This window comes from Sneathiella sp. P13V-1 (genome assembly GCF_015143595.1).
GTDB lineage: Bacteria > Pseudomonadota > Alphaproteobacteria > Sneathiellales > Sneathiellaceae > Sneathiella.
This window is the reverse complement of the sequence record NZ_WYEU01000005.1, coordinates 93,259-112,938: the sequence shown is the minus strand read 5'-3', so window position 1 is coordinate 112,938 and position 19,680 is coordinate 93,259. Positions and strand designations below refer to the sequence as shown.

The following is a 19,680-nucleotide window of genomic DNA, read 5'->3' as shown; positions in this document are numbered from 1 at the left end:
GGATGAGTGATAAAAAGATGAAAATTGGTATTTTGCTAACTGGACATATCACAGGTGAACTTGGCGAAAAACATGGCACCTACGCTGATATGTTCATGGATCTGCTTGGATCAGAAGATTTTGAATATGAAACTTTTGTCGTGGCCGATGGCACATTACCTGACAATGTAGAACAGGCAGATGGCTGGATCATTACAGGATCCAAACATGGTGTTTATGAAGACATCGAATGGATTCCAAGACTTGAACAGTTTATTCGCGATCTTCACGCCTCAGGTAAGCCAACCATTGGTATTTGCTTTGGGCATCAAGCCATTGCGCAAGCACTTGGCGGTAAGGTTGAAAAATATCATGGTGGTTGGGGTGTCGGCCATCAAACCTATAAAGATGTGAAGAACGACCGGGACGTCACCTTGCTCGCCTTCCATCAGGATCAGGTCATCATTCCGCCTGAAGGTGCGAAAGTCACGCATACATCTGATTTTTGCGCGAATGCCGGACTGGAATATTCTGACAATATGATGTCTTTGCAACCACACCCTGAGCATGGTCATGAATTCTCAGAAGATCTGCTGGAGGAGCGTCGCGGTCACATTGTGCCGGATGAAGTGGCTGATGCCGCCATTGCCCGCATGAGTGACACGCACCATCACATTGAATATGCGGCGGAGCTTAAGGAGTATTTCCTCTCCCGCCAATAACAGCTCAAGTTTACGAGGCGCCTCAAGCGCCTCGTTGCACTTTCTGTTCCCGATAGAAGGTATAAATACCTGTCGCCACGATAATAGTGCTGCCAATGATGGTGAAGGTGTCAGGAATATCCCCAAACATCACAATACCCAGCAGAATTGACCAGATCAGGATTGTATAACGGAACGGGGAGACAAATCCGATATCCCCAATCCGCATGGCAGAAACGCTGAGCACATATCCCACCATCAGGAACATTGATGCGTAAACCAGTGTCGAGCCATTCTCCCACGTGACCGGGGTCCAATCAATCAGCGGTAACGTTGCCGCAGAGGCTATTGTTATTCCAACCGAGGTCATGAAGGACACCATAGAAGACGGGACAGAACGGCTGATTTTACGGGTCGTCAAATCCCTTAAAACCAGCAGCACGATCGAACCGAGCGCATACAAAGAATACTCGTTAAATCCATCAGTCCCGGGGCGCACAATAATCATCACACCGGCGAAACCAATGATAACCGCCATGTATCGCCGCCACCCCACCGGCTCATTTAGGAAAACAGCGGCCCCAAGCGTTACCGCCAACGGCATGGACTGCAGGATGGCGGTCGCATTGGCAATTGGCATGTTGAAAATGGCGTTCAAAAACATGAACGCACCACAAATCTCTCCAATGGTCCTGAGGAAAATCAGCTTCCGATCTGTCTTGCCAATTCCAATATGAAAGGCTTTTTGCTTCCACGCGTAAAGCCCCAGAAAAACAGACGTGATAATTGAACGCAGGAAGATGGCTTGAAACAGGTGAAAATCTTCACTGGACTGTTTCATCAACGCGTCATTAATACCAAAGGCTGCCATGCAGATCGCCATGAAAAACGCGCCCTGCATATTCTCGGAAAGATTCAATTTCATACTTTCCTCTTTATGCTCATTTTGTTTAAACGCAAACAAAATTTCATCGTTTGACAAATATTCTTGAGGAATTTTACCTTAAGCTTTTTAGGAGCCCTTCATGCCCATCTCTACGATTGCCTTCGATGCAGATGATACGCTTTGGGAAAATGAAGAGTTTTTCCGCCTGACCGAGGAGCGCTTTAGGGACCTGCTCACCGAGCATGTGGACCGTGAAGACATTGCAAAAGATCTTCTGGAAACTGAAAAAAGAAATCTTCGTTACTATGGATATGGAATCAAGGGGTTCACTCTATCCATGATCGAAACAGCTATCGAGGTAACCGGCGGTAAAATTCCAGCGACCATCATTCAGGAAATTTTGCATGCCGGCCGGGAAATGTTCGACCACCCAGCGGTTCCATTATCTGGTGTTCGCGAAACCCTTCAAACACTACATGGGAATTACCGTATCGTGTTGATTACTAAAGGGGACTTGTTCGACCAGGAACGAAAACTAGCCCAATCGGGTCTTGGCGATTTCTTTGATGCTGTTGAAATTGTTTCAGAAAAAGAGGCCGACACCTATCACCGGATATTCGATCAATATGGTGATGGCCCAGCGCGCAGTACGATGGTGGGGAATTCCATGAAATCAGATGTGGTGCCTGCCATTGAAGCCGGGGCCTTTGGCGTTTTTATCCCTTCTCAGATTACTTGGGCAATGGAGGAAGCTGCACCACCTGATGGTCATGAGAGGTTTCATCAGCTTTCCAACATCACCCAATTACCTGATCTGATCGAGCAGATCACAAGCGCTTAACGTCTTGCGGTCACTTCAATTTCAATCTTCATATCGGGTGTCATCAATGGCACCTGAAGCATGGTTGCCGCTGGTTTTGCCACTGAAAATGCTTTGCGCAAATACGGCCAGCATTTTTCGAAATCACCGCCATTCGGCAGGTAATAATGAACCCGTACAACTTTGTCCAAAGATGACCCCGCTTCAACCAAAGCGTCTTCAATATTCTTCAGGCACTGCTCAACTTGTTCTTCGATTGTGGCTGGCATGACCATCTTTTCATAGTTCATACCAGTGGTCCCCGCGACAAATACGTAATGATCATCAACAACCGCGCGGGAATATCCGATTTGTTCTTCAAAAGTGGAACCGGATGAAATGTGCTTTACCATAAAAAAAGCCTCCTCGTTTCAGAGGAGGCCATAGCGCCATATATTAATCGGGAGGTCAATATATGAAAGCGAGGCTACTCACGCAGCCTCAACCGAGTATTCGATTAGCTTTCGCGGATCATGTTAATGATGCCGGAGAAGTCAGCGGTTTCACCATCGCCTGAGACGTATTTCTCATACAGTTCCGTTGCGGCTTTACCAAGTGCTGTACTGGCGTCATAGCCATCAGCTGCAGACTGGGACAGATGCATATCTTTCAACATGTTCTGCGCAGAGAAACCTGGTTTGTAGTCATTGTTCGCAGGAGACGTCGGTACAGGGCCTGGCACCGGGCAATAGCTTGTCAAAGACCAGCACTGACCAGAGGCGGTAGACGCGATGTCATACAAAGTCTGATGGTCCAGCCCCAGTTTTTCGCCCAAAACAAAGGCTTCTGAAACAGCAACCATGGAGATGCCCAGGATCATGTTATTACAGATTTTCGCAGCCTGACCATTGCCGGATGCACCAGTGTGAACAATGTTCTTGCCCATGGCTTCCAGAACTGGTTTAGCCGCTTCAAACGCACCCGCAGGACCACCAACCATAAAGGTCAACGTACCGGCAGCCGCGCCGCCAACGCCGCCACTTACAGGGGCGTCTACCATCATCATGCCTGCACCGTGAGCCGCGTCTGCAACTTCACGTGCAGTGGCAACGTCGATGGTGGAACAGTCAATAAACAATGTACCCTCAGATGCAGCCGCAATCGCGCCACCTTCACCAAGATACACACCGCGCACATGATCACCCTTTGGCAACATGCTCACGACGATATTAACGCCTTTGGCAGCGTCCACTGCACTTTCAGCAGCTTCCGCACCAGCATCGACACAGATTTTTACCGCCTCTTCAGACAGATCGAAAACTTTTACGTTATGTCCGGCTTTCAAAAGATTGAGGGCCATTGGGCCGCCCATATTTCCAACGCCGATAAAACCGATTTTGGCCATTTTGTTTCCTCCAAAGCAAAGTGCCCCGCATGAGCGAGGCACTTGTCGTCACATCTTATTTGTGAGTTGGCATTACGAACTCAGCACCTGCTTTAATGGAGTTCGGCCAACGGGAAGTTACTGTTTTCACTTTCGTGTAGAAGCGAACGCCTTCCGGACCGTGTTGGTTGTGGTCACCAAAAGCGGATGCTTTCCAACCGCCGAAGCTGTGGAATGCCAAAGGAACAGGGATCGGAACGTTCACGCCGACCATACCAACTTCAACATTGTTGGAGAAGGCACGTGCAACGTCACCGTTCTGAGTGAAGATGGAGGTACCGTTACCAAATTCGTGCTTGTCCACCATGTCGATCGCCTGGTTGAAATCATCTGCGCGAACCACTGACAGAACTGGACCAAAGATTTCTTCTTTGTAGATGCGCATGTCTGTCTTCACGTTATCAAACAGGCAACCACCCATGTAATACCCGTTTTCGTATCCCTGAAGGGTCAGTTCACGACCGTCAACAACCAGATCAGCACCTTCGTTGATACCCAGATCAACATAACCTTTAACTTTGGCCAGGTGCTCTGCTGTTACCAGTGGGCCCATATCGCCGTCAGCCGCACTTGGACCAACTTTCAGGTTACGGACACGTGGTGCCAGGCGTTCTACAAGCTGATCACCTGCATCGCCAACAGCCACAGCGACAGAAATCGCCATGCAACGTTCACCTGCGGAACCGTAACCTGCGCCAATCAACGCATCCGCAGCTTTATCCATATCCGCATCTGGCATAATCAGCATGTGGTTCTTCGCGCCGCCCATTGCCTGAACACGTTTACCAGCAGCTGCTGCATTTGCGTAAACATATTGTGCGATTGGTGTGGAGCCAACGAAACTGATCGCTTTAACGCGTTGATCCTGCAAAAGAGTGTCCACAGCAACTTTGTCACCGTTTACAACGTTCAGAACACCAGCAGGTGCACCAGCTTCAAGCATCAACTCACCCAGTTTCATTGGAAGAGAAGGGTCTTTTTCAGAAGGCTTCAGGATAAATGTGTTACCGCAAGCGATGGCAACTGCGAACATCCACATTGGAACCATGGCTGGGAAGTTAAAGGGTGTGATACCAGCAACAACGCCAAGTGGCTTGCGCATGGAGTACATGTCGATACCGGAAGATACGTTATCGGAGAACTCACCTTTTAGGAGGTGCGGAATACCACATGCAAATTCAACAACTTCCAGACCACGAATGATAGAGCCTTTCGCATCGGAGTGAACTTTACCATGTTCGCTGGACAGAAGCGCGGCAAGCTCATCGATGTTGCTCTCCACCAGTTCTTTAAATTTGAACATAACGCGGGCACGGGTAATTGGGGAAGTCGCCGCCCAGCCTGGGAACGCTTCCTGCGCATTGGCAATTGCGTCGCCAACTTCACCTTCTGTCGCCAGACAAACATTACCTGTCTGCTCGCCAGTGCTTGGGTTGTAAACTGGACCAAAGCGGCCAGATGTGCCTTCGACGTATTTACCGCCGATAAAGTGATTGATTTGCGTAGCCATAGGTTTCGCTCCCTGAACAAAATTCGATTGGCGGCACTTTACATGGGTATAAATGCAAAGTAACTAAGAAAGATTGCACAATGTCTGTGCATTTTTACACACAATGAGATCAACTGATGTTTGACTGGAATGATATCCGTTTTTTTCTTGAACTTAGCAGAAAAGGCCGCCTTACAGAAGTCTCAAAAGCCCTGAAGGTAGACCACACCACAGTAAGTCGTCGGATCGCTACTTTAGAAAAAGAACTGGATGCAAAACTGTTTGAAAGCACAGCCCGCGGATATGTCTTAACACAGGCAGGAGAAAAACTTCTCCCGCAAGCGGAGGCCATGGAAAGTGCATCCGCGACTATTCAGGATGATGTGGGCGGGGAAAACCGAAACCTAACCGGTGTTGTCCGTCTTGGTGTCCCGGAAGGCTTTGGTAGTCAGTTCCTGTCCAAAGACATGCCGTTATTCCGAACTATCCACCCCGGTATTGAACTCGAATTTGTGGCCAATGACCGATTTGTCAGCCTCTCCAAACGTGAAGCGGATCTTTCGATCACTCTTGCCCGCCCTCGATCAGGCCGATTGGTTTCCAAGAAACTTACCGATTATACGCTTCGGCTTTATGCCAGCCGGGATTATCTTGATAATCACGCCAAGATCAAAAATATTGACGATCTAAAGGACCACAATTTTGTTTCTTACATCGAGGAATTGGTCCCTGCCCCTGAGATGCTTTACCTGACAGAACTGATCAACAATCCAAATGTCACGTTGAAAAGCTCCAGCATTGTATTTCAGTTTCAGGCTGTCTTATCTGGCGCCGGCCTTGGGATCATGCATTGCTTTGTCGCTGATGAATATCCAGAATTGGTCCCGCTTCTTGAAGAGGATATCGAAGTAAAAAGAACGTTCTGGCTTAATACACCCGAAGATATCCACGATCTCGCCCGCATTAAAGCCGTCACGCAGTTTCTAACGGAGCGCGTAGAGGCGCGTAGAAAATCTCTTCTAGGTATTAGCTAATCTTCTTTTTCGAATTATTTTTGTCCACATGGGGCGAAATCAAAGCCATTTGACTTTCTTTGCTGGCATTCTTAGTTCAGAATTAAAGCCGTAAAAAAGAGGTATATGTCGATGCTTCAAATTGCTGTCGAAAAAGTCTCGGACGTTATTATCAATGCCCTCGCCCTTGGAGCCATTCAGGAAGAGGGAGGCGATGATTTTACTGAAATTCCTGATATCGACGATGATTTGGAATTTGCCCCTCCGCGCGAAGATGCCCATTTGGAACTGAAAAGGGTGATCGACAAATATAATGTGGAAGAACGGCAAAACCTGGTTGCCCTTGCCTGGCTTGGCCGCGGTACATTCTCAAAAGATGAATGGGATGAAGCGATTGCCCAGGCTGAGGAGTTGAACGCTGATCGCATTTCAGACTACCTGCTGAACATGGAACGCCTTGGTGATTATCTTGAAGAAGGCCTGTCTGAACTTGGCTATTCATCCGAAGAATTTGAAACCGGATATCGTTAATCTTCTTTGTCGGCCCTTGCAGTGGCGAGGGCCAGATCTTCTTTAGTGTTCACGTTAAAAAACGGATCCCCCTCTTCTTCCGGCCAATGAACTTCCTTCAAGACATACCGGTTTGCAAAGACCCTTATTTTTCGCAAGTCTTCGATCACCAATGCCTGCTCCAACGCATCCGCAATTGCAAAGGGCCACAGGGAAATTACTGGATGAATACGCTCGTTTGAATACGCCATAACGATTTCGTCATCCGCAAGTTCACCTTCACCACGCAGCCTTTTCACCAAGGTTTTCGGAACAAAGGGAATATCACAAGGACACACAAGCATATGTGATGCTTCGGTACCTTGCGCTTCGAAGTAGCGAAGCCCGCTCAAAACACCAGCCAACGGCCCTAAAAACCCCTCATTCAGATCTTTGATCACTGGATATCGATCAGTATCAACCTTGTCATTGGCATTGATAACTATATCGCCAACTTGAGGTTCCAACCTATCCAGAATTCGGTCCAGAAGTCTTTTCCCACCGATCTGAACTTCATATTTATGGCCACCGCCCATGCGGCGAGATTGTCCGCCAGCCAGTAAAACACAAGGTAAGTTACTCATCTTCAATCTTGGCCGCCCTTACGCTGATGTTTCTTGTTTTCTTCCAAAACGGTTTCGGGATCAGCGTCAAACACTAACCTTTCCACACCAGACACACATTGAAACCGCTTGCCTTTTGCACGTCCGACAAGGGTAAGTCCCACCTGTTTTGCAAGCTCCACCCCCCATGCTGTAAAACCACTTCTGGAAATAAGAACGGGGATCTGCATTTGTACTGTTTTGATAACCATTTCCGAAGTCAGTCGGCCGGTCGTATAGAAAAGTTTCCCCATTGCCGGCACATTGTTCAGCCACATGTAACCAGCAATTTTATCAATAGCATTGTGACGACCAACATCTTCCATATAGATCAAAGGGCGGTCCCCTTCGCATAAAACGCAGCCATGTATGGCTCCTACTTTCAGATATAACGAGGGTTGCTGGTTGATTTTTTTTGACAGCGCGTAAATCCAGGATGTTTTTAGTTTCGCGCTAACGTCCAAAGAAGTGTCGTCAAACTTCTCCATGACATCGCCAAACACTGTCCCTTGCGCACATCCGGATGTTCTTATTTTTCGGGAAAGTTTCTCTTCATAATTGGTTTCTTCTGCTGTCCTGACAATGACCACCTGCAGGTCTTCATCCACATCAATGGAGGTAACACTGTCCGTTCTACGTAGCATATTCTGATTAACAAGATATCCGACCGCCAGATATTCCGGATAATCGCCGATCGTCATCAGGGTGACTATTTCCTGTTTGTTCAGATAGATTGTCAGCGGTTTCTCGTTAATCACGGAGAGCCAATTTTCATTCCCCTCGTGATCAACGGATTTAACCGTTTCATACAGATCGTCCGCCTCTATATTAGGGCTAATTTCAAATTCCTTCATATCCCTACTATTAACACCACATACCCGCCTGTAAAGGCTTGCAATAAACGGATGACATAAATGAAAGAATGGTTATTCTGCGCCCACGTTATTGATAACAGGGAAAATCTGAATAATGGACCGTCAAGCCGTTACTGATGCAATTGTTAAAATTGCCCGCGATGCAGGTGACAAAATCCTTGAGATTTACAATCGTGATTTTGAAATCGACACCAAAAGCGATGAGTCACCCGTGACCGAAGCTGATGTAGCGGCGGAAAAAATTATTCTGGAAGGGCTTTCAAAAGTAACACCGGATATTCCTGTCCTCGCAGAAGAAAGCGTTGCGGCGGGCCGTGTTCCAGATCTGTCAGGCGGCACCTTCTGGTTAGTGGATCCGCTCGACGGTACCAAGGAATTTATCCACAAACGTGGAGAATTTACGGTCAATATTGCCTTGGTGGAAAACGGCCGCCCGACCATGGGCGTTATCCATGTTCCGGCAAAGGACACTATCTATTACGCCTTTGGTAAGGGTGAGGCGTATATGGAGGATGAGGGCGGAAAACGCGCCATTCAGACCCGCGAAGCACCAGCGGAGGGACTAACAGTCGTCGCCAGCCGTTCGCACCGCACACCAGAAACTGATGATTATATTTCGAAGTTTAAGGTAGCCGATTTGGTATCTGCAGGGTCGTCCTTGAAACTGTGTTTGGTTGCGGAAGGTAAAGCGGACCTATATCCACGTTTGGGCCGCACGATGGAATGGGATATTGGTGCGGGCCAAGCCATCTTAGAAGCTGCTGGTGGTGTCGTTGAGACACTGGATGGAGCGCCACTAGGTTATGGCAAGGATGGTCACGACAATCCTTACTTTGTTGCAAAAGGGCGGGCATAGGCGCCGCCCCCTCGCATTATTCTGTTAGAGACATTCCTGGAAACGAACAGGCTGTCCGGCTGAGGTTCCAAGAAGTTCCCCATCACGCATGACCTGACGGCCGCGAATAATGGTGCCGACAGGCCAGCCCGTCACCGTCTTACCTTCAAACGGTGACCACCCGCATTTGGACGCCAGCCAATCACCAGTGATTTCCTGTTCCCGTTTCAAATCAATTAATGTCAGGTCACCATCAAAGCCAAGACCAATACGTCCTTTACCGGCCACACCATAAATCCGGGCCGGGCCTGCGGATGTCAGATCCATAACGTGTTGCAGTGACAGCTCACCTTTATTGCAATGATCCAGCAGAAGCGGCAACAAAGTCTGTACCCCCGGCATCCCGGAGGGACTTGCTGGATAAGGTTGCGCCTTTTCTTCTTTAGTATGAGGGGCGTGATCAGACCCGATCACATCAACCACCCCATCTCGAACCCCCTGCCAAAGACCCTGACGGTGCACTTCTTCCCGAATAGGTGGGTTCATTTGGGCGTAGCTGCCCAACTCCTCATAACATCCTGGGGATGATAAGGTCAGATGTTGAGGTGTGGTTTCCACTGTTGCGATATCTTTATATTGTGCGAGAAGCGCAATTTCTTCTTTCGTCGTGATATGAAGAACATGAATGCGGCGCCCCGTCTCCCGGGCAATTTTCAAAACGCGTTCCGTTGCACGGTAGGCAACCACGTCATCTCGCCAGACAGGGTGGTTTAATACTGTATCTACTGCCAGATGGCGCCGCTCAAGTAAGCGAGGCTCGTCTTCTGCGTGAATGGCAACGCGGCGCACACCGCTCGCCAATACTCTCCGGATATCATCATCGTTATCAACAAGAAGACTGCCAGTGGAAGATCCCATAAAGAGCTTCACACCAGAGACACCCTCTTGGCGCTCCAGCATCGGAAGGTTTTCTACATTTTCTGCCGCTGCACCAATAAAGAAGGCAAAATCGGTCCAAGCTTTCTCGCGGCCACGACGAACCTTATCCGCCATATCAGCAGCTGTCAGCGTAAGTGGATTAGTGTTCGGCATTTCAAAGATCGCTGTCACCCCGCCTAAAGCAGCGGCGGCTGTACCGGTTGCCAGATCTTCTTTATGCTCAAGTCCCGGCTCGCGAAAATGCACCTGACTGTCAATCACCCCCGGCAGAACATGCAGTCCAGTTGCGTCGATCACTTCTGTTGCCTCAACGTCCCCAAGAGATCCGAGGGCGACAATTTTCTCGTCTTTAATGGCGATATCAAGCTGATCAATTCCCCGGTGAGAAACGACAGTTCCATTTTTAACGAGCAGATCGACTTTTGACATTTCAGGCCTCCTTTAAATGATACGCCCTTCTTACCCTTGATCCAATGTTATGCCAAGACATCCTTGCAACCTTGGTAAAGGGTGATAGGATACAAGACCATTTTGGTCTTGTTGAAATCCGGTGCCATGACAGAAGTAACCTACGCCAAACTAGATGATCGATCCTTGCTTAAAATCAGCGGTGATGACCGTACTGATTTTCTCCAGAATCTGATAAGTAACGATCTGGGCCAACTGTCAGCGGACAAGGCTATTTATTCGGCGCTTCTGACGCCTCAGGGCAAGTTTCTTTTTGACTTCTTCCTGATGGACTTCGGTGATTATCTACTACTGGACTGTGAAAAATCAAGATCTGCAGATCTTATAAAGCGGCTCACTATGTACAAGCTACGCTCCGCCGTTGAAATTGAAGATATTTCAGATGCGCTTTCTGTTTTTGGAATTTTCGACAAAAACCCGGGATCTGACATTACTCCACCCGATAATTTGGACGGAAAACTGGTTGCAGATCCTCGCTTATCCGCCCTTGGATATCGGCTTTACACCTCAGGCTCCTCAATTGATCATCTTGAAGAAGCGGACGAAGGTGCTTATCGCCATCATCGTTTTGCACTTGGCGTCCCAGAGGGTTCCGAAGATATTCAGCCTGAAAAGAACTTCCTGCTTGAAGCCAATTTCGAAGAATTAAACGGCGTCAGCTTTTCAAAAGGTTGTTACATTGGGCAAGAGCTCACTGCGCGTACAAAATTCCGCGCAAAAATCAAGAAACGCCTTTTCAAGTTTGAATATGACGGTGACTTAAGCGCTGGCGATCTCATTTCCTCAAATGAAAAAGAAATTGCGAAGGTGGTCAGTTTTTCAAAACCATACGGCCTCGCCATGACCCGTCTTGATGCCTTTGGCAGCTTGTCGCCAACTCCTGAGCTATCTCCAGCGGGGCTAAGACTCACCAAACCTGACTATGTAATTTTGTCGGAAAAAGAAGACTAAGCCCTTTTCCTGTTTGCCTTTAACAGCACTTTATCGTACCGTAAACAAAACAGGAACATTTAAGGGATAATTCATGTCCGAACATGCGCATGTGGGCGAAGATGGGAAGGCGCGCTGCTTCTGGTGTGGCGACGATCCCTTTTATCAGGAGTACCATGATACAGATTGGGGCGTACCCGAGCATGACAGCCGCGCTTTGTTTGAAAAACTGATCCTTGATGGATTTCAGGCTGGCCTTTCCTGGATTACAATATTAAGGAAAAGAGAGAACTTCCGCGAAGCCTTCGATGGATTTCGGCCCGATATCATTGCCGATTACGGCCCGGAAAAAATTGAAAGCCTTATGCAAAATACCGGCATCATCCGCAATCGCGCAAAGATCGTCGGCACTGTAGCTGGCGCACGCCTTTTCTTGGAGATGGAAGAAAAAGAAGGCGGCTTTTCAAACTATCTTTGGAATTTTGTGGACGGCGAGCCTCTTCAAACCCATCGTCGGGTGAGATCTGAAGTCCCCGCTCAAACAGAGTTAAGTCAACTCATATCAAAAGATCTAAAAAAGCGCGGTTTCAAATTTGTTGGCCCAACTATTGTCTACGCCTTTATGCAGGCCGTTGGTATGGTCAATGATCACCAAACCGATTGCTTTCGATATGAGGAAGTCAAAAACCTTGGGGGCGGCAGATGACACCGTCCGCAGCCATTGATCACTTCCCCCTCTCCTCTCGGGCTCAATATTATCTTGAGAAATTTGGTGAGAAGACTGCAATCAAGCTAAAGGAAGAAGCCGACTTTTGGGCAGAGGAAGGCAACCTTCACCGCCGCAATACGCTTTTGCGGTTACTAGACGAAGTCCTCATGATATATCCTGACCTGGAACAAAAATAGACAACAGGTTATTCATGGAACCGCGACTAAAAGCAGAAATTTGGATCAAGGCACATATCAGAAAATGTGCCTTTCAAAACATCCCTGTTTTTGTTGTACATCGCGGGGACGAAACAGCCGGAATTCCATTAATTAAAATTAACCGGTTAAACGGAAAATCAATGATATTGACACCCATGACGGATTTCGAAACGGGAAAACGCCAATGGTTTCAGGCAACTGGACCAGATTGGGTAGAGGAAGCTGTTTCAGACACATATATCAGAAAGCAACTTTCCAATGATCCTGACATGTGGGTTATCGAGATTGAAGATCCGGAAGGACGACATCTTCTTGATGAAAAGGTCGTTAGCTGAGAGCCGACAATCGCTTACCTAGTTCCTGATCCAGGATCTCCTTATTTTCCAAAAGCTCTCTGATCCAGTTATATCGTGCACCCATACTATGATGGAGTAGTCGATTGCCGCGAACGTAACGTCGGCCTCGCAACTGACGCTCGAAACGATACTCCGGATCTTCAATCAACATTTTGAGTTTTTCCGCGAACTGCGCAGGATTCGTTGCGAACTCAACAAACTTTGCTTCTGGATCTGTTTGCTCATAGACAACAGGGCTAGCTATTGCCACAGCGCCACTTCCGGCCACTTCAACAAGCTTCAAATCAGATTTCATACGATTGAATTCAGTATCCTGAAGCGGAAGAAGTGCGATATCTGCCTTTTGCAAAATCTCCAGATATTCAGAATACTCGCATTCAGGTGCGAAACTTTTCTTGTCAGTCTCCAACGCGTCAAAAAACTCTTTGTCAAAAACCACATCAAAATGAAAATCGCCGGACACGCCTTTCAGTATTTCATTTATCTGAGGCATAATCGGCTTCCAGTCATCTTGCCTGTTTAACGCGCCAAAGAAGATATTTGGCACCTCAGAAGCCTGCCTTAAATCCCGGGCTGGCATCTTGTTGAGTTGGTTTGGGAACACACCGATATGTGGGTTAAATTCCCTAAAGAGATCTGCAAGTTCTTCCTTCGTTGTTTGAACAGCGTGAACACCAACGAAATTCAGGTACTTGTTTGCTTCAATTGCAGGCCAAGGCGAGTAGTGATCATCAAATTCTGTAATAATCAGATACCCGGCTTTTCTCAAACTCTGGATATGTTTTAATCCTTCATCCAGCGTCAAAATAGGCCTATGCCAGATAAAGATCTTATTCATGTTAGTGGGGCTATTAACCACCAATTTTTCAGCACGGCTGGCATGAGATAAAACCCCAGGCAAACTGGACAAGGCTGTCAGAGGTTCGTGTATCCGCACGTCGTTTACGCCACCGACTGGTTTTAAGACTTGCGCTTGAATACGCAATTGCGGCACCTGATGATCCATCAAGCGCATGATCAATCTTTCGGCACAAAATGACATCATCATTGTTCGCAGCAATTTTTGCCCGTTATTATCTACCTCTTCCATCTTTCCCGTTACCCAGCTTTGCGCTGTCGGGTTTGGAAATTGGAACAGGTGATCAAAAAAGAGACCGGTATCTTTCAGCAGTAAGTTGACCTGCGCCTGGAAAGTCTTCTGTTTTTCCATCAGTCCGGTCAACAATTGTGCGGATAACTTCGTTTCCTTGCCAATTTTCTGTTCAACAAACTGATAATAAAAAGGATTTATCACACAGGTAAGGATCATTCCCCCTTCGACCAAATGCTCCTTAAGCTCTGTCAATTGAGTGTGAAAATCTGCGTCATTTGCATAAGCGTCCAGAACAACTGCTGTCTGATAGGTCACTTCCGGCCGTTCCTGCACCGCCATCACGAAACGTTTAATACTTGGGAACAGTTTGACCTTACAGTCAGGGTTATAGGGACGGAATTCAGCACTCACATCAGCCGCGTTGCTGCCGATTACAGCAATATTGCGCGCAGTTCTTGGAATAAGATCAACAATTTTCTTCCGGATGAAATCGCTTAGCACTTCTGTCCCCTCGATAGCTGTGTGACTTGAACGAAGTTTACGCTTTGACTGCAATTGAGTATGGCGAAATAGGTTAAAACATTCTATCTTTGCTAAAATTTTTCACAGTAAAAACCTCATTTACTGAGGTAGAGTTTGAAATATGCAACAATATCTGGACCTTGTAAGAAAAATACGTGAAGAAGGCAGCTATAAGGCCGATAGAACAGGGACAGGCACCTATAGCCTATTCGGACATCAGATGCGCTTCAATCTGGAAGACGGCTTTCCGCTTCTCACCACGAAAAAGCTGCATTTGAAATCAATTATTCATGAACTCCTCTGGTTTCTGGCGGGTGACACCAACATTAAATACCTGCAGGATAATGGTGTTCGAATCTGGGACGAGTGGGCCGATGAAAATGGGGACTTAGGTCCCGTTTATGGATATCAATGGCGTTCATGGCCCGCCCCCAACGGCGGCCAAATTGACCAGATTACAAATCTGATTAATCAGATAAAAAACAATCCTGATTCACGTCGGCATATAGTCACCGCATGGAACCCTGCTGAGGTCGACAATATGGCCTTGCCGCCTTGCCATTGCTTGTTCCAGTTTTACGTTGCTGATGGGCGCCTGTCTTGCCAACTCTACCAACGAAGTGCCGATGTTTTCCTGGGCGTGCCGTTCAACATCTCGTCCTACGCCCTTCTCACCATGATGATTGCACAAGTTTGCGATTTGAAACCAGGTGATTTTGTCCATAGCTTCGGCGATGTGCATCTTTATGCTAACCATGTGGAACAGGCCGATTTACAGCTCACACGTACTCCCGGCAGTCTGCCAACCATGACGGTTAATCCGGATGTAAAAGACATTTTCAGCTTCAAGTTCGAAGATTTTGAACTGACCGACTACAACCCGGCGCCTCACATTTCTGCCCCTGTCGCTGTTTAAGGGCATCACATGAAAATCAGTGCAATCCTTGCTGCATCAGAAAACAATATAATTGGTATGGAAGGTGATATGCCGTGGCACCTTCCAAATGATCTGAAGTGGTTCAAAAAGAACACCTTGGACAAACCAATGATTATGGGCAGAAAGACATTCCAATCCCTGCCAGGCCTTTTACCAGGCAGAACCAGTATCATTTTGACAAGGGATCCTTCTTTCTCCGCAAACGGAGCTCTGGTAGCGAATGATGTTGAAACGGCGTTGGAACTCGCCTCAGAAGATTGTCGAAACCGCGGAACAGATGAAATAATGATCGTTGGCGGCGGAGAGATTTACAAATTGTTCTTCGAAAAAACAGAACGGTTTTATCTGACCAGAGTGCACACGGATATCGAAGGTGACACTTCTTTCTTTGATCTTAACGAAGGGGATTGGGTTGAAAAGTCCAAAGAAAAACACTCTTCGGATGAAAAAAACCAATTCGATCACACTTTTATGGTCCTCGATCGCAAGAAATAGCGAAATCTTGAGTGATTAGCCCCTTTTAAAACCGCTTTCAAATGTCTATATTGAGGCCGTTGGGTAACCAACTATGGCAATAAACGTTTCGTGGAATAAACGTTGCGGACCCGGGGGCGGTACCCGGCGCCTCCACCAAACTTTCTTTTGGGGGCGAAATAGGTTCGACGCGCGCAGTAAAGACGTAATTTTTGCCCGGCATGATACCACCGTTACCGGGGTCAAATTTATAAATGCTAACGATAATGAAGCATTTGCCGTAGCTGCTTAATCAGCTACACGGGGTTCGGGGAGGCACCTGGCAACAGAAGCCTCCTCACTTAAAGACGAGAAAATGCTTGTCATAAGGCCTGAGATCATACGGCGGGCGGGAGAGTATGAAAGTGACTGACGGCGATTTTAACTACAACATTCTTGTTGAACAGGCGCTGATGGATGTGGTGCGCAAAACCTTGAGCCATGTGGCCGAAACAGGTCTTGTCGGACAACAGCATTTCTATATCACCTTCAAAACACATTTTCCCGGCGTTGCGATCCCTAATCACCTGCGGGAACGCTACAAAGATGAAATGACAATTGTCATGCAACATCAATACTGGGACCTTACCGTCGATCAGGAGAAATTCAGCATCGGTCTGAGCTTCAACCATCAACGCGAAACTCTGGTCATTCCGTTTGAGGCGGTCACTGCATTTGCTGATCCTTCGGTTCAGTTTGGTTTGCAGTTTAATGTCTCTGAGGAAGATCTTGAAATGGACGCGGCCTTGGAAGAAGAAGATGCACCTCTGGATCAACCGACAGAGGAACCCTCCGAAGAAGCTACCAAATCGGATGACGAGAACAAACAGGGTGAAGTTATTGCCCTAGACGCATTTCGCAACAAGTAAACAGGCATGTGCGGTGAGATATCCCCTCCTCGCCTTCGCCTCACATATTAACCGTCCAAATCAAGTCGGGACAGGAACCTAGAAGAATGCCAGAATTTCACTATCAGGATGTCTTCTCACTCGGGAAAGACAACACCCCTTACAGAAAACTCACCGATGAATATGTCTCTACGATTGAAGTGGATGGCCGTGAAGTTCTGAAGATTGAGCCTGAAGCATTGGAACTTCTGTCAGCCGAAGCAATGCGAGACGCCTCACACCTGCTACGTCCTGCCCATCTTCAGCAACTTGTCAAAATTCTGGACGATGATGAGGCTTCTGAAAATGACAAGTTCGTTGCACGGGAGCTATTGAAAAACGCCAATGTCGCAGCTGGTATGGTACTTCCAAGCTGTCAGGACACCGGCACAGCCATCATTATGGGTAAGAAAGGCCAAAACGTTTGGACACAGGGGCAAGATAAAGCTCACCTTTCCAAAGGCGTATTTAAAACTTACACAGAAACCAACCTGCGTTACTCCCAGCTGGCACCGCTCAGCATGTTTGATGAGAAGAACACAGGTACTAACCTTCCCGCGCAGATTGATATCTATTCTACAGATACAAATGCCTATGAGTTTCTGTTTGTCGTCAAAGGCGGCGGATCTGCTAATAAAAGTTTCCTGCATCAGGCCGTTCCAAGTGTTTTAACCGAAGATCGTCTGCTGCCGTTTCTGAAAGACAAGATCATTGAGCTCGGAACCGCGGCGTGCCCTCCTTATCACCTCGCTATTGTTATTGGCGGCACATCTGCGGAAGACACCATGAAAACGGTGAAACTTGCCTCTACTAAATATTATGACGAGCTTCCAACGACAGGTAACGAGCATGGCCGCGCTTTCCGTGATCTTGAAATGGAAGAGGCCATTCACAAACTGACGCAGGATATTGGTATTGGCGCACAGTTTGGCGGTAAATATTTCTGCCATGACGTCCGCGTTGTCCGTATGCCGCGTCACGGCGCAAGCGTTCCTATTGGCATCGGTGTTTCCTGTTCTGCAGACCGTCAGATCAAAGGTAAAATCACCAAAGAAGGTGTTTTTCTTGAACAGCTTGAAACAGATCCGGCAAAATACCTGCCTGAAGTCACAGAAGAGCATCTGGATGACAACGTGGTTGAGATTGATCTCAACCAGCCAATGAAGGACATTCTGGCAACTCTCACTCAGTACCCAATCCGTACACGCCTCAGCCTCACCGGTACAATTATCGTGGCGCGTGATCTGGCGCACCGTAAATTACGGGAAAAACTGGAAGCCGGTGAAGACCTTCCACAATATTTCAAAGACCACATCATTTATTATGCAGGTCCCGCGAAAACCCCTAAAGGGTATGCTTCTGGATCCTTTGGACCAACAACAGCAGGGCGTATGGACGGTTATGTGGACCAGTTCATGAGTCATGGCGGCAGCATGATTATGCTTGCCAAAGGCAACCGTTCGAAGGCTGTTGTCGATGCCTGCAAGACCCATGGTGGTTTCTATCTGGGATCCATTGGTGGTCCGGCTGCGATCCTTGCGCAGAACAATATCAAGAAAGTCGAAGTCCAAGAATTCGAAGAACTTGGTATGGAAGCGATCTGGCGTATCGAAATCGAAAACTTCCCTGCCTTTATCGTTATGGATGACAAAGGTAACGATTTCTTCGCACGATAAAAGGTCTGGTGACGGATATGACAGATGGCATGGTCAAACATTCCGTCAGCATTTCAGGCCATAGAACCAGTGTTTCTGTTGAGAAGGAATTCTGGGATCTGTTTTGCAAGGCCGCGCAATCGCGCGGCCTCAGCATTAATCAACTCATCACACAAATTGATGCAACCCGCACAGGCAACCTCTCCAGCGCCATACGCCTTTTTGTCCTAAAAGAACTTACCTCAGCTAAAGATTAGCAATCAAAACTTGAAATTTTCTGTATTCTCCCAATTTTAACCATATGCATCAGGGTATAAAGGAACAGGACAATGGGGGATGTCGTCAATCTGAATAAATTCAGAAAACAGCAGCGCCGATCTGAGCAGGAAAAGCAGGCTTCAGAAAACAGGACGCGCTTTGGCCTGAACAAAATGCAAAAGAAAGAAATACGGGACAAAGCGGAGAAAGCGGAGAAAGAGTTGTCCGGAAAGAAGCTCGATGATCCTGAAAATTGATCAGGAAAATACGCAAATCCTCTTATTAGAAATCACACACATATCTTTATAAGCGGACACTAAATATACATCAATTATTCACAATTCTGACGCAATGATTACCTAAATCAGAGCCGACAGAAATCAGGCAAAGGGGTAGCCTCGTGAGTACAGCAGAAAAATTCTTTGAAGAACCGTCGATCGAAGAATTATTGGATGATCCCATTCTTCATGCCGTCCTTGAACGGGACGGACTAACCATTGACGATGTAAGGGCTGTTATTGATACCTATCAACAGAACATACAGCACGGTGAATCACTAACTCATTGACATGCAGATTGCGTTAATCAATCCATAACCGCTTTTCTAAACTCTGAAAAGCAGCTAATGTCAGGGGAGCCGGTTTGGCATCGGCTCCCTTTCCTATTTGTGTAGAAGACCATGATTGTTAAGAAAATCAAACTCAATCCACTGCAATCCAAAACACTCGTCCTACTAAAAGTACTCGCGCGCGATGACAACACCTCAATTGCGGACGCTGCAGAGGGAGGCAGAAAAATTCTCTCTCTTCCACACGCCCATGGCAACCACATGCATGTTGGAGAATTTGTGGTTTCCGCTAAAGATGCAAGTGGATTAACCAATCCATCAGTTTGGAAAGCGCTCGCGCGCAAGGGATTTGTTAAAGACAATTGGCCAAATGAGATGGTGATCACAAAAGCTGGACTTGAATTTTCCACCGGTTTGGAAGACAAATTTATGAGTGTTTCCGATCACTAACGGGG

General features: G+C 47.3%; 25 protein-coding genes and 1 other RNA gene. 18 read left to right on the top strand and 8 right to left on the bottom strand.

Translation table 11 applies throughout. The features are described from left to right. Nucleotides 1-2 precede the first annotated feature (2 nt). Complete coding sequence (locus GUA87_RS17015) at nt 3-701, top strand: type 1 glutamine amidotransferase (protein WP_193717821.1); 699 nt, start codon at nt 3-5, stop codon at nt 699-701. A 22-nt stretch (nt 702-723) separates the two neighbouring features. Here GUA87_RS17015 and GUA87_RS17010 read toward each other — a convergent pair whose 3' ends face one another. Further along, nucleotides 724-1,605, bottom strand: a complete 882-nt coding sequence (locus GUA87_RS17010) for a DMT family transporter (RefSeq protein WP_193717820.1) — start codon at nt 1,603-1,605, stop codon at nt 724-726. Between the two features lie 100 nt (nt 1,606-1,705). Between GUA87_RS17010 and GUA87_RS17005 the strand changes: the two genes are divergently transcribed. Next, the gene (locus GUA87_RS17005) at nt 1,706-2,407 is read left to right on the top strand and encodes an HAD family hydrolase (protein ID WP_193717819.1); all 702 of its coding nucleotides are present in this window, start codon (nt 1,706-1,708) and stop codon (nt 2,405-2,407) included. Here the strand turns inward: GUA87_RS17005 and GUA87_RS17000 are convergent. The 3 genes from GUA87_RS17000 to GUA87_RS16990 all read right to left on the bottom strand — a co-directional run bounded on the left by GUA87_RS17000 (nt 2,404) and on the right by GUA87_RS16990 (nt 5,319). Continuing rightward, nucleotides 2,404-2,778 (bottom strand): RidA family protein, encoded by a 375-nt coding sequence (locus GUA87_RS17000; protein WP_193717818.1) that lies wholly within the window; start codon nt 2,776-2,778, stop codon nt 2,404-2,406. The genes GUA87_RS17005 and GUA87_RS17000 overlap by 4 nt on opposite strands. A 104-nt stretch (nt 2,779-2,882) precedes the next feature. After that, nucleotides 2,883-3,770, bottom strand: a complete 888-nt coding sequence (gene mmsB, locus GUA87_RS16995) for a 3-hydroxyisobutyrate dehydrogenase (RefSeq protein ID WP_193717817.1) — start codon at nt 3,768-3,770, stop codon at nt 2,883-2,885. A gap of 55 nt (nt 3,771-3,825) precedes the next feature. Beyond that, nucleotides 3,826-5,319 (bottom strand): CoA-acylating methylmalonate-semialdehyde dehydrogenase, encoded by a 1,494-nt coding sequence (locus tag GUA87_RS16990; protein WP_193717816.1) that lies wholly within the window; start codon nt 5,317-5,319, stop codon nt 3,826-3,828. Between the two features lie 116 nt (nt 5,320-5,435). On the opposite strand from GUA87_RS16990, the gene GUA87_RS16985 reads away from it, so the two are divergent. After that, nucleotides 5,436-6,332 (top strand): LysR family transcriptional regulator, encoded by an 897-nt coding sequence (locus GUA87_RS16985; protein ID WP_193717815.1) that lies wholly within the window; start codon nt 5,436-5,438, stop codon nt 6,330-6,332. Between the two features lie 111 nt (nt 6,333-6,443). Beyond that, a complete protein-coding gene (locus GUA87_RS16980) occupies nt 6,444-6,842 on the top strand; it encodes a DUF3775 domain-containing protein (protein ID WP_193717814.1) in 399 nt (132 codons plus the stop codon). Here the strand turns inward: GUA87_RS16980 and mobA are convergent. Both mobA and GUA87_RS16970 read right to left on the bottom strand, forming a co-directional pair. Beyond that, nucleotides 6,839-7,444 (bottom strand): molybdenum cofactor guanylyltransferase MobA, encoded by a 606-nt coding sequence (gene mobA / locus GUA87_RS16975; protein ID WP_193717813.1) that lies wholly within the window; start codon nt 7,442-7,444, stop codon nt 6,839-6,841. The two genes, GUA87_RS16980 and mobA, sit on opposite strands and share 4 nt — an antisense overlap. Before the next feature lie 2 nt (nt 7,445-7,446). After that, on the bottom strand, nt 7,447-8,316 hold the full coding sequence (locus GUA87_RS16970; RefSeq protein ID WP_193717812.1) for a formate dehydrogenase accessory sulfurtransferase FdhD: 870 nt from the start codon (nt 8,314-8,316) through the stop codon (nt 7,447-7,449). Nucleotides 8,317-8,431: 115 nt separating this feature from the next. On the opposite strand from GUA87_RS16970, the gene cysQ reads away from it, so the two are divergent. Continuing rightward, entirely contained in the window at nt 8,432-9,193 is a 762-nt protein-coding gene (gene cysQ / locus GUA87_RS16965; RefSeq protein ID WP_193717811.1) for a 3'(2'),5'-bisphosphate nucleotidase CysQ, read from the top strand. 24 nt (nt 9,194-9,217) lie between these two features. Here the strand turns inward: cysQ and GUA87_RS16960 are convergent, their stop codons facing one another. Further along, nucleotides 9,218-10,540, bottom strand: coding sequence for a dihydroorotase (locus GUA87_RS16960; RefSeq protein WP_193717810.1), 1,323 nt, complete (start codon nt 10,538-10,540; stop codon nt 9,218-9,220). 102 nt (nt 10,541-10,642) lie between these two features. On the opposite strand from GUA87_RS16960, the gene GUA87_RS16955 reads away from it, so the two are divergent. The 4 genes from GUA87_RS16955 (at nt 10,643) to GUA87_RS16940 (ending at nt 12,771) form a co-directional block, all read left to right on the top strand. Then, on the top strand, nt 10,643-11,530 hold the full coding sequence (locus GUA87_RS16955) for a YgfZ/GcvT domain-containing protein (RefSeq protein WP_193717809.1): 888 nt from the start codon (nt 10,643-10,645) through the stop codon (nt 11,528-11,530). A gap of 73 nt (nt 11,531-11,603) precedes the next feature. Next, on the top strand, nt 11,604-12,215 hold the full coding sequence (locus GUA87_RS16950) for a DNA-3-methyladenine glycosylase I (RefSeq protein WP_193717808.1): 612 nt from the start codon (nt 11,604-11,606) through the stop codon (nt 12,213-12,215). Beyond that, nucleotides 12,212-12,415 (top strand): hypothetical protein, encoded by a 204-nt coding sequence (locus GUA87_RS16945; RefSeq protein WP_193717807.1) that lies wholly within the window; start codon nt 12,212-12,214, stop codon nt 12,413-12,415. The genes GUA87_RS16950 and GUA87_RS16945 overlap by 4 nt, the downstream gene beginning before the upstream one ends. A gap of 14 nt (nt 12,416-12,429) precedes the next feature. Beyond that, complete coding sequence (locus GUA87_RS16940) at nt 12,430-12,771, top strand: DUF1491 family protein (RefSeq protein WP_193717806.1); 342 nt, start codon at nt 12,430-12,432, stop codon at nt 12,769-12,771. Here GUA87_RS16940 and GUA87_RS18270 read toward each other — a convergent pair. After that, nucleotides 12,764-14,386, bottom strand: coding sequence for a glycosyltransferase (locus GUA87_RS18270; RefSeq protein ID WP_193717805.1), 1,623 nt, complete (start codon nt 14,384-14,386; stop codon nt 12,764-12,766). The genes GUA87_RS16940 and GUA87_RS18270 overlap by 8 nt on opposite strands. A 142-nt stretch (nt 14,387-14,528) precedes the next feature. Here GUA87_RS18270 and GUA87_RS16930 point away from each other — a divergent pair, with 142 nt between their 5' ends. The 9 genes from GUA87_RS16930 (at nt 14,529) to GUA87_RS16890 (ending at nt 19,675) form a co-directional block, all read left to right on the top strand. After that, a complete protein-coding gene (locus GUA87_RS16930) occupies nt 14,529-15,323 on the top strand; it encodes a thymidylate synthase (protein ID WP_193717804.1) in 795 nt (264 codons plus the stop codon). Nucleotides 15,324-15,332: 9 nt separating this feature from the next. Next, complete coding sequence (locus GUA87_RS16925; RefSeq protein WP_193717803.1) at nt 15,333-15,839, top strand: dihydrofolate reductase; 507 nt, start codon at nt 15,333-15,335, stop codon at nt 15,837-15,839. A gap of 19 nt (nt 15,840-15,858) precedes the next feature. After that, nucleotides 15,859-16,158, top strand: a transfer-messenger RNA (tmRNA) gene (gene ssrA, locus GUA87_RS16920). Nucleotides 16,159-16,216: 58 nt separating this feature from the next. Next, entirely contained in the window at nt 16,217-16,726 is a 510-nt protein-coding gene (locus GUA87_RS16915) for an SspB family protein (protein WP_193717802.1), read from the top strand. An 86-nt stretch (nt 16,727-16,812) separates the two neighbouring features. Next, complete coding sequence (locus GUA87_RS16910) at nt 16,813-18,420, top strand: fumarate hydratase (protein ID WP_193717801.1); 1,608 nt, start codon at nt 16,813-16,815, stop codon at nt 18,418-18,420. Nucleotides 18,421-18,437: 17 nt separating this feature from the next. Then, a complete protein-coding gene (locus GUA87_RS16905) occupies nt 18,438-18,656 on the top strand; it encodes a ribbon-helix-helix domain-containing protein (RefSeq protein ID WP_227712117.1) in 219 nt (72 codons plus the stop codon). A gap of 72 nt (nt 18,657-18,728) precedes the next feature. Further along, the gene (locus tag GUA87_RS16900) at nt 18,729-18,914 is read left to right on the top strand and encodes a DUF4169 family protein (RefSeq protein WP_193717800.1); all 186 of its coding nucleotides are present in this window, start codon (nt 18,729-18,731) and stop codon (nt 18,912-18,914) included. 143 nt (nt 18,915-19,057) lie between these two features. Continuing rightward, entirely contained in the window at nt 19,058-19,225 is a 168-nt protein-coding gene (locus GUA87_RS16895; RefSeq protein WP_193717799.1) for a hypothetical protein, read from the top strand. Between the two features lie 111 nt (nt 19,226-19,336). Then, on the top strand, nt 19,337-19,675 hold the full coding sequence (locus GUA87_RS16890; protein WP_193717798.1) for a hypothetical protein: 339 nt from the start codon (nt 19,337-19,339) through the stop codon (nt 19,673-19,675). Nucleotides 19,676-19,680: the final 5 nt, after the last annotated feature.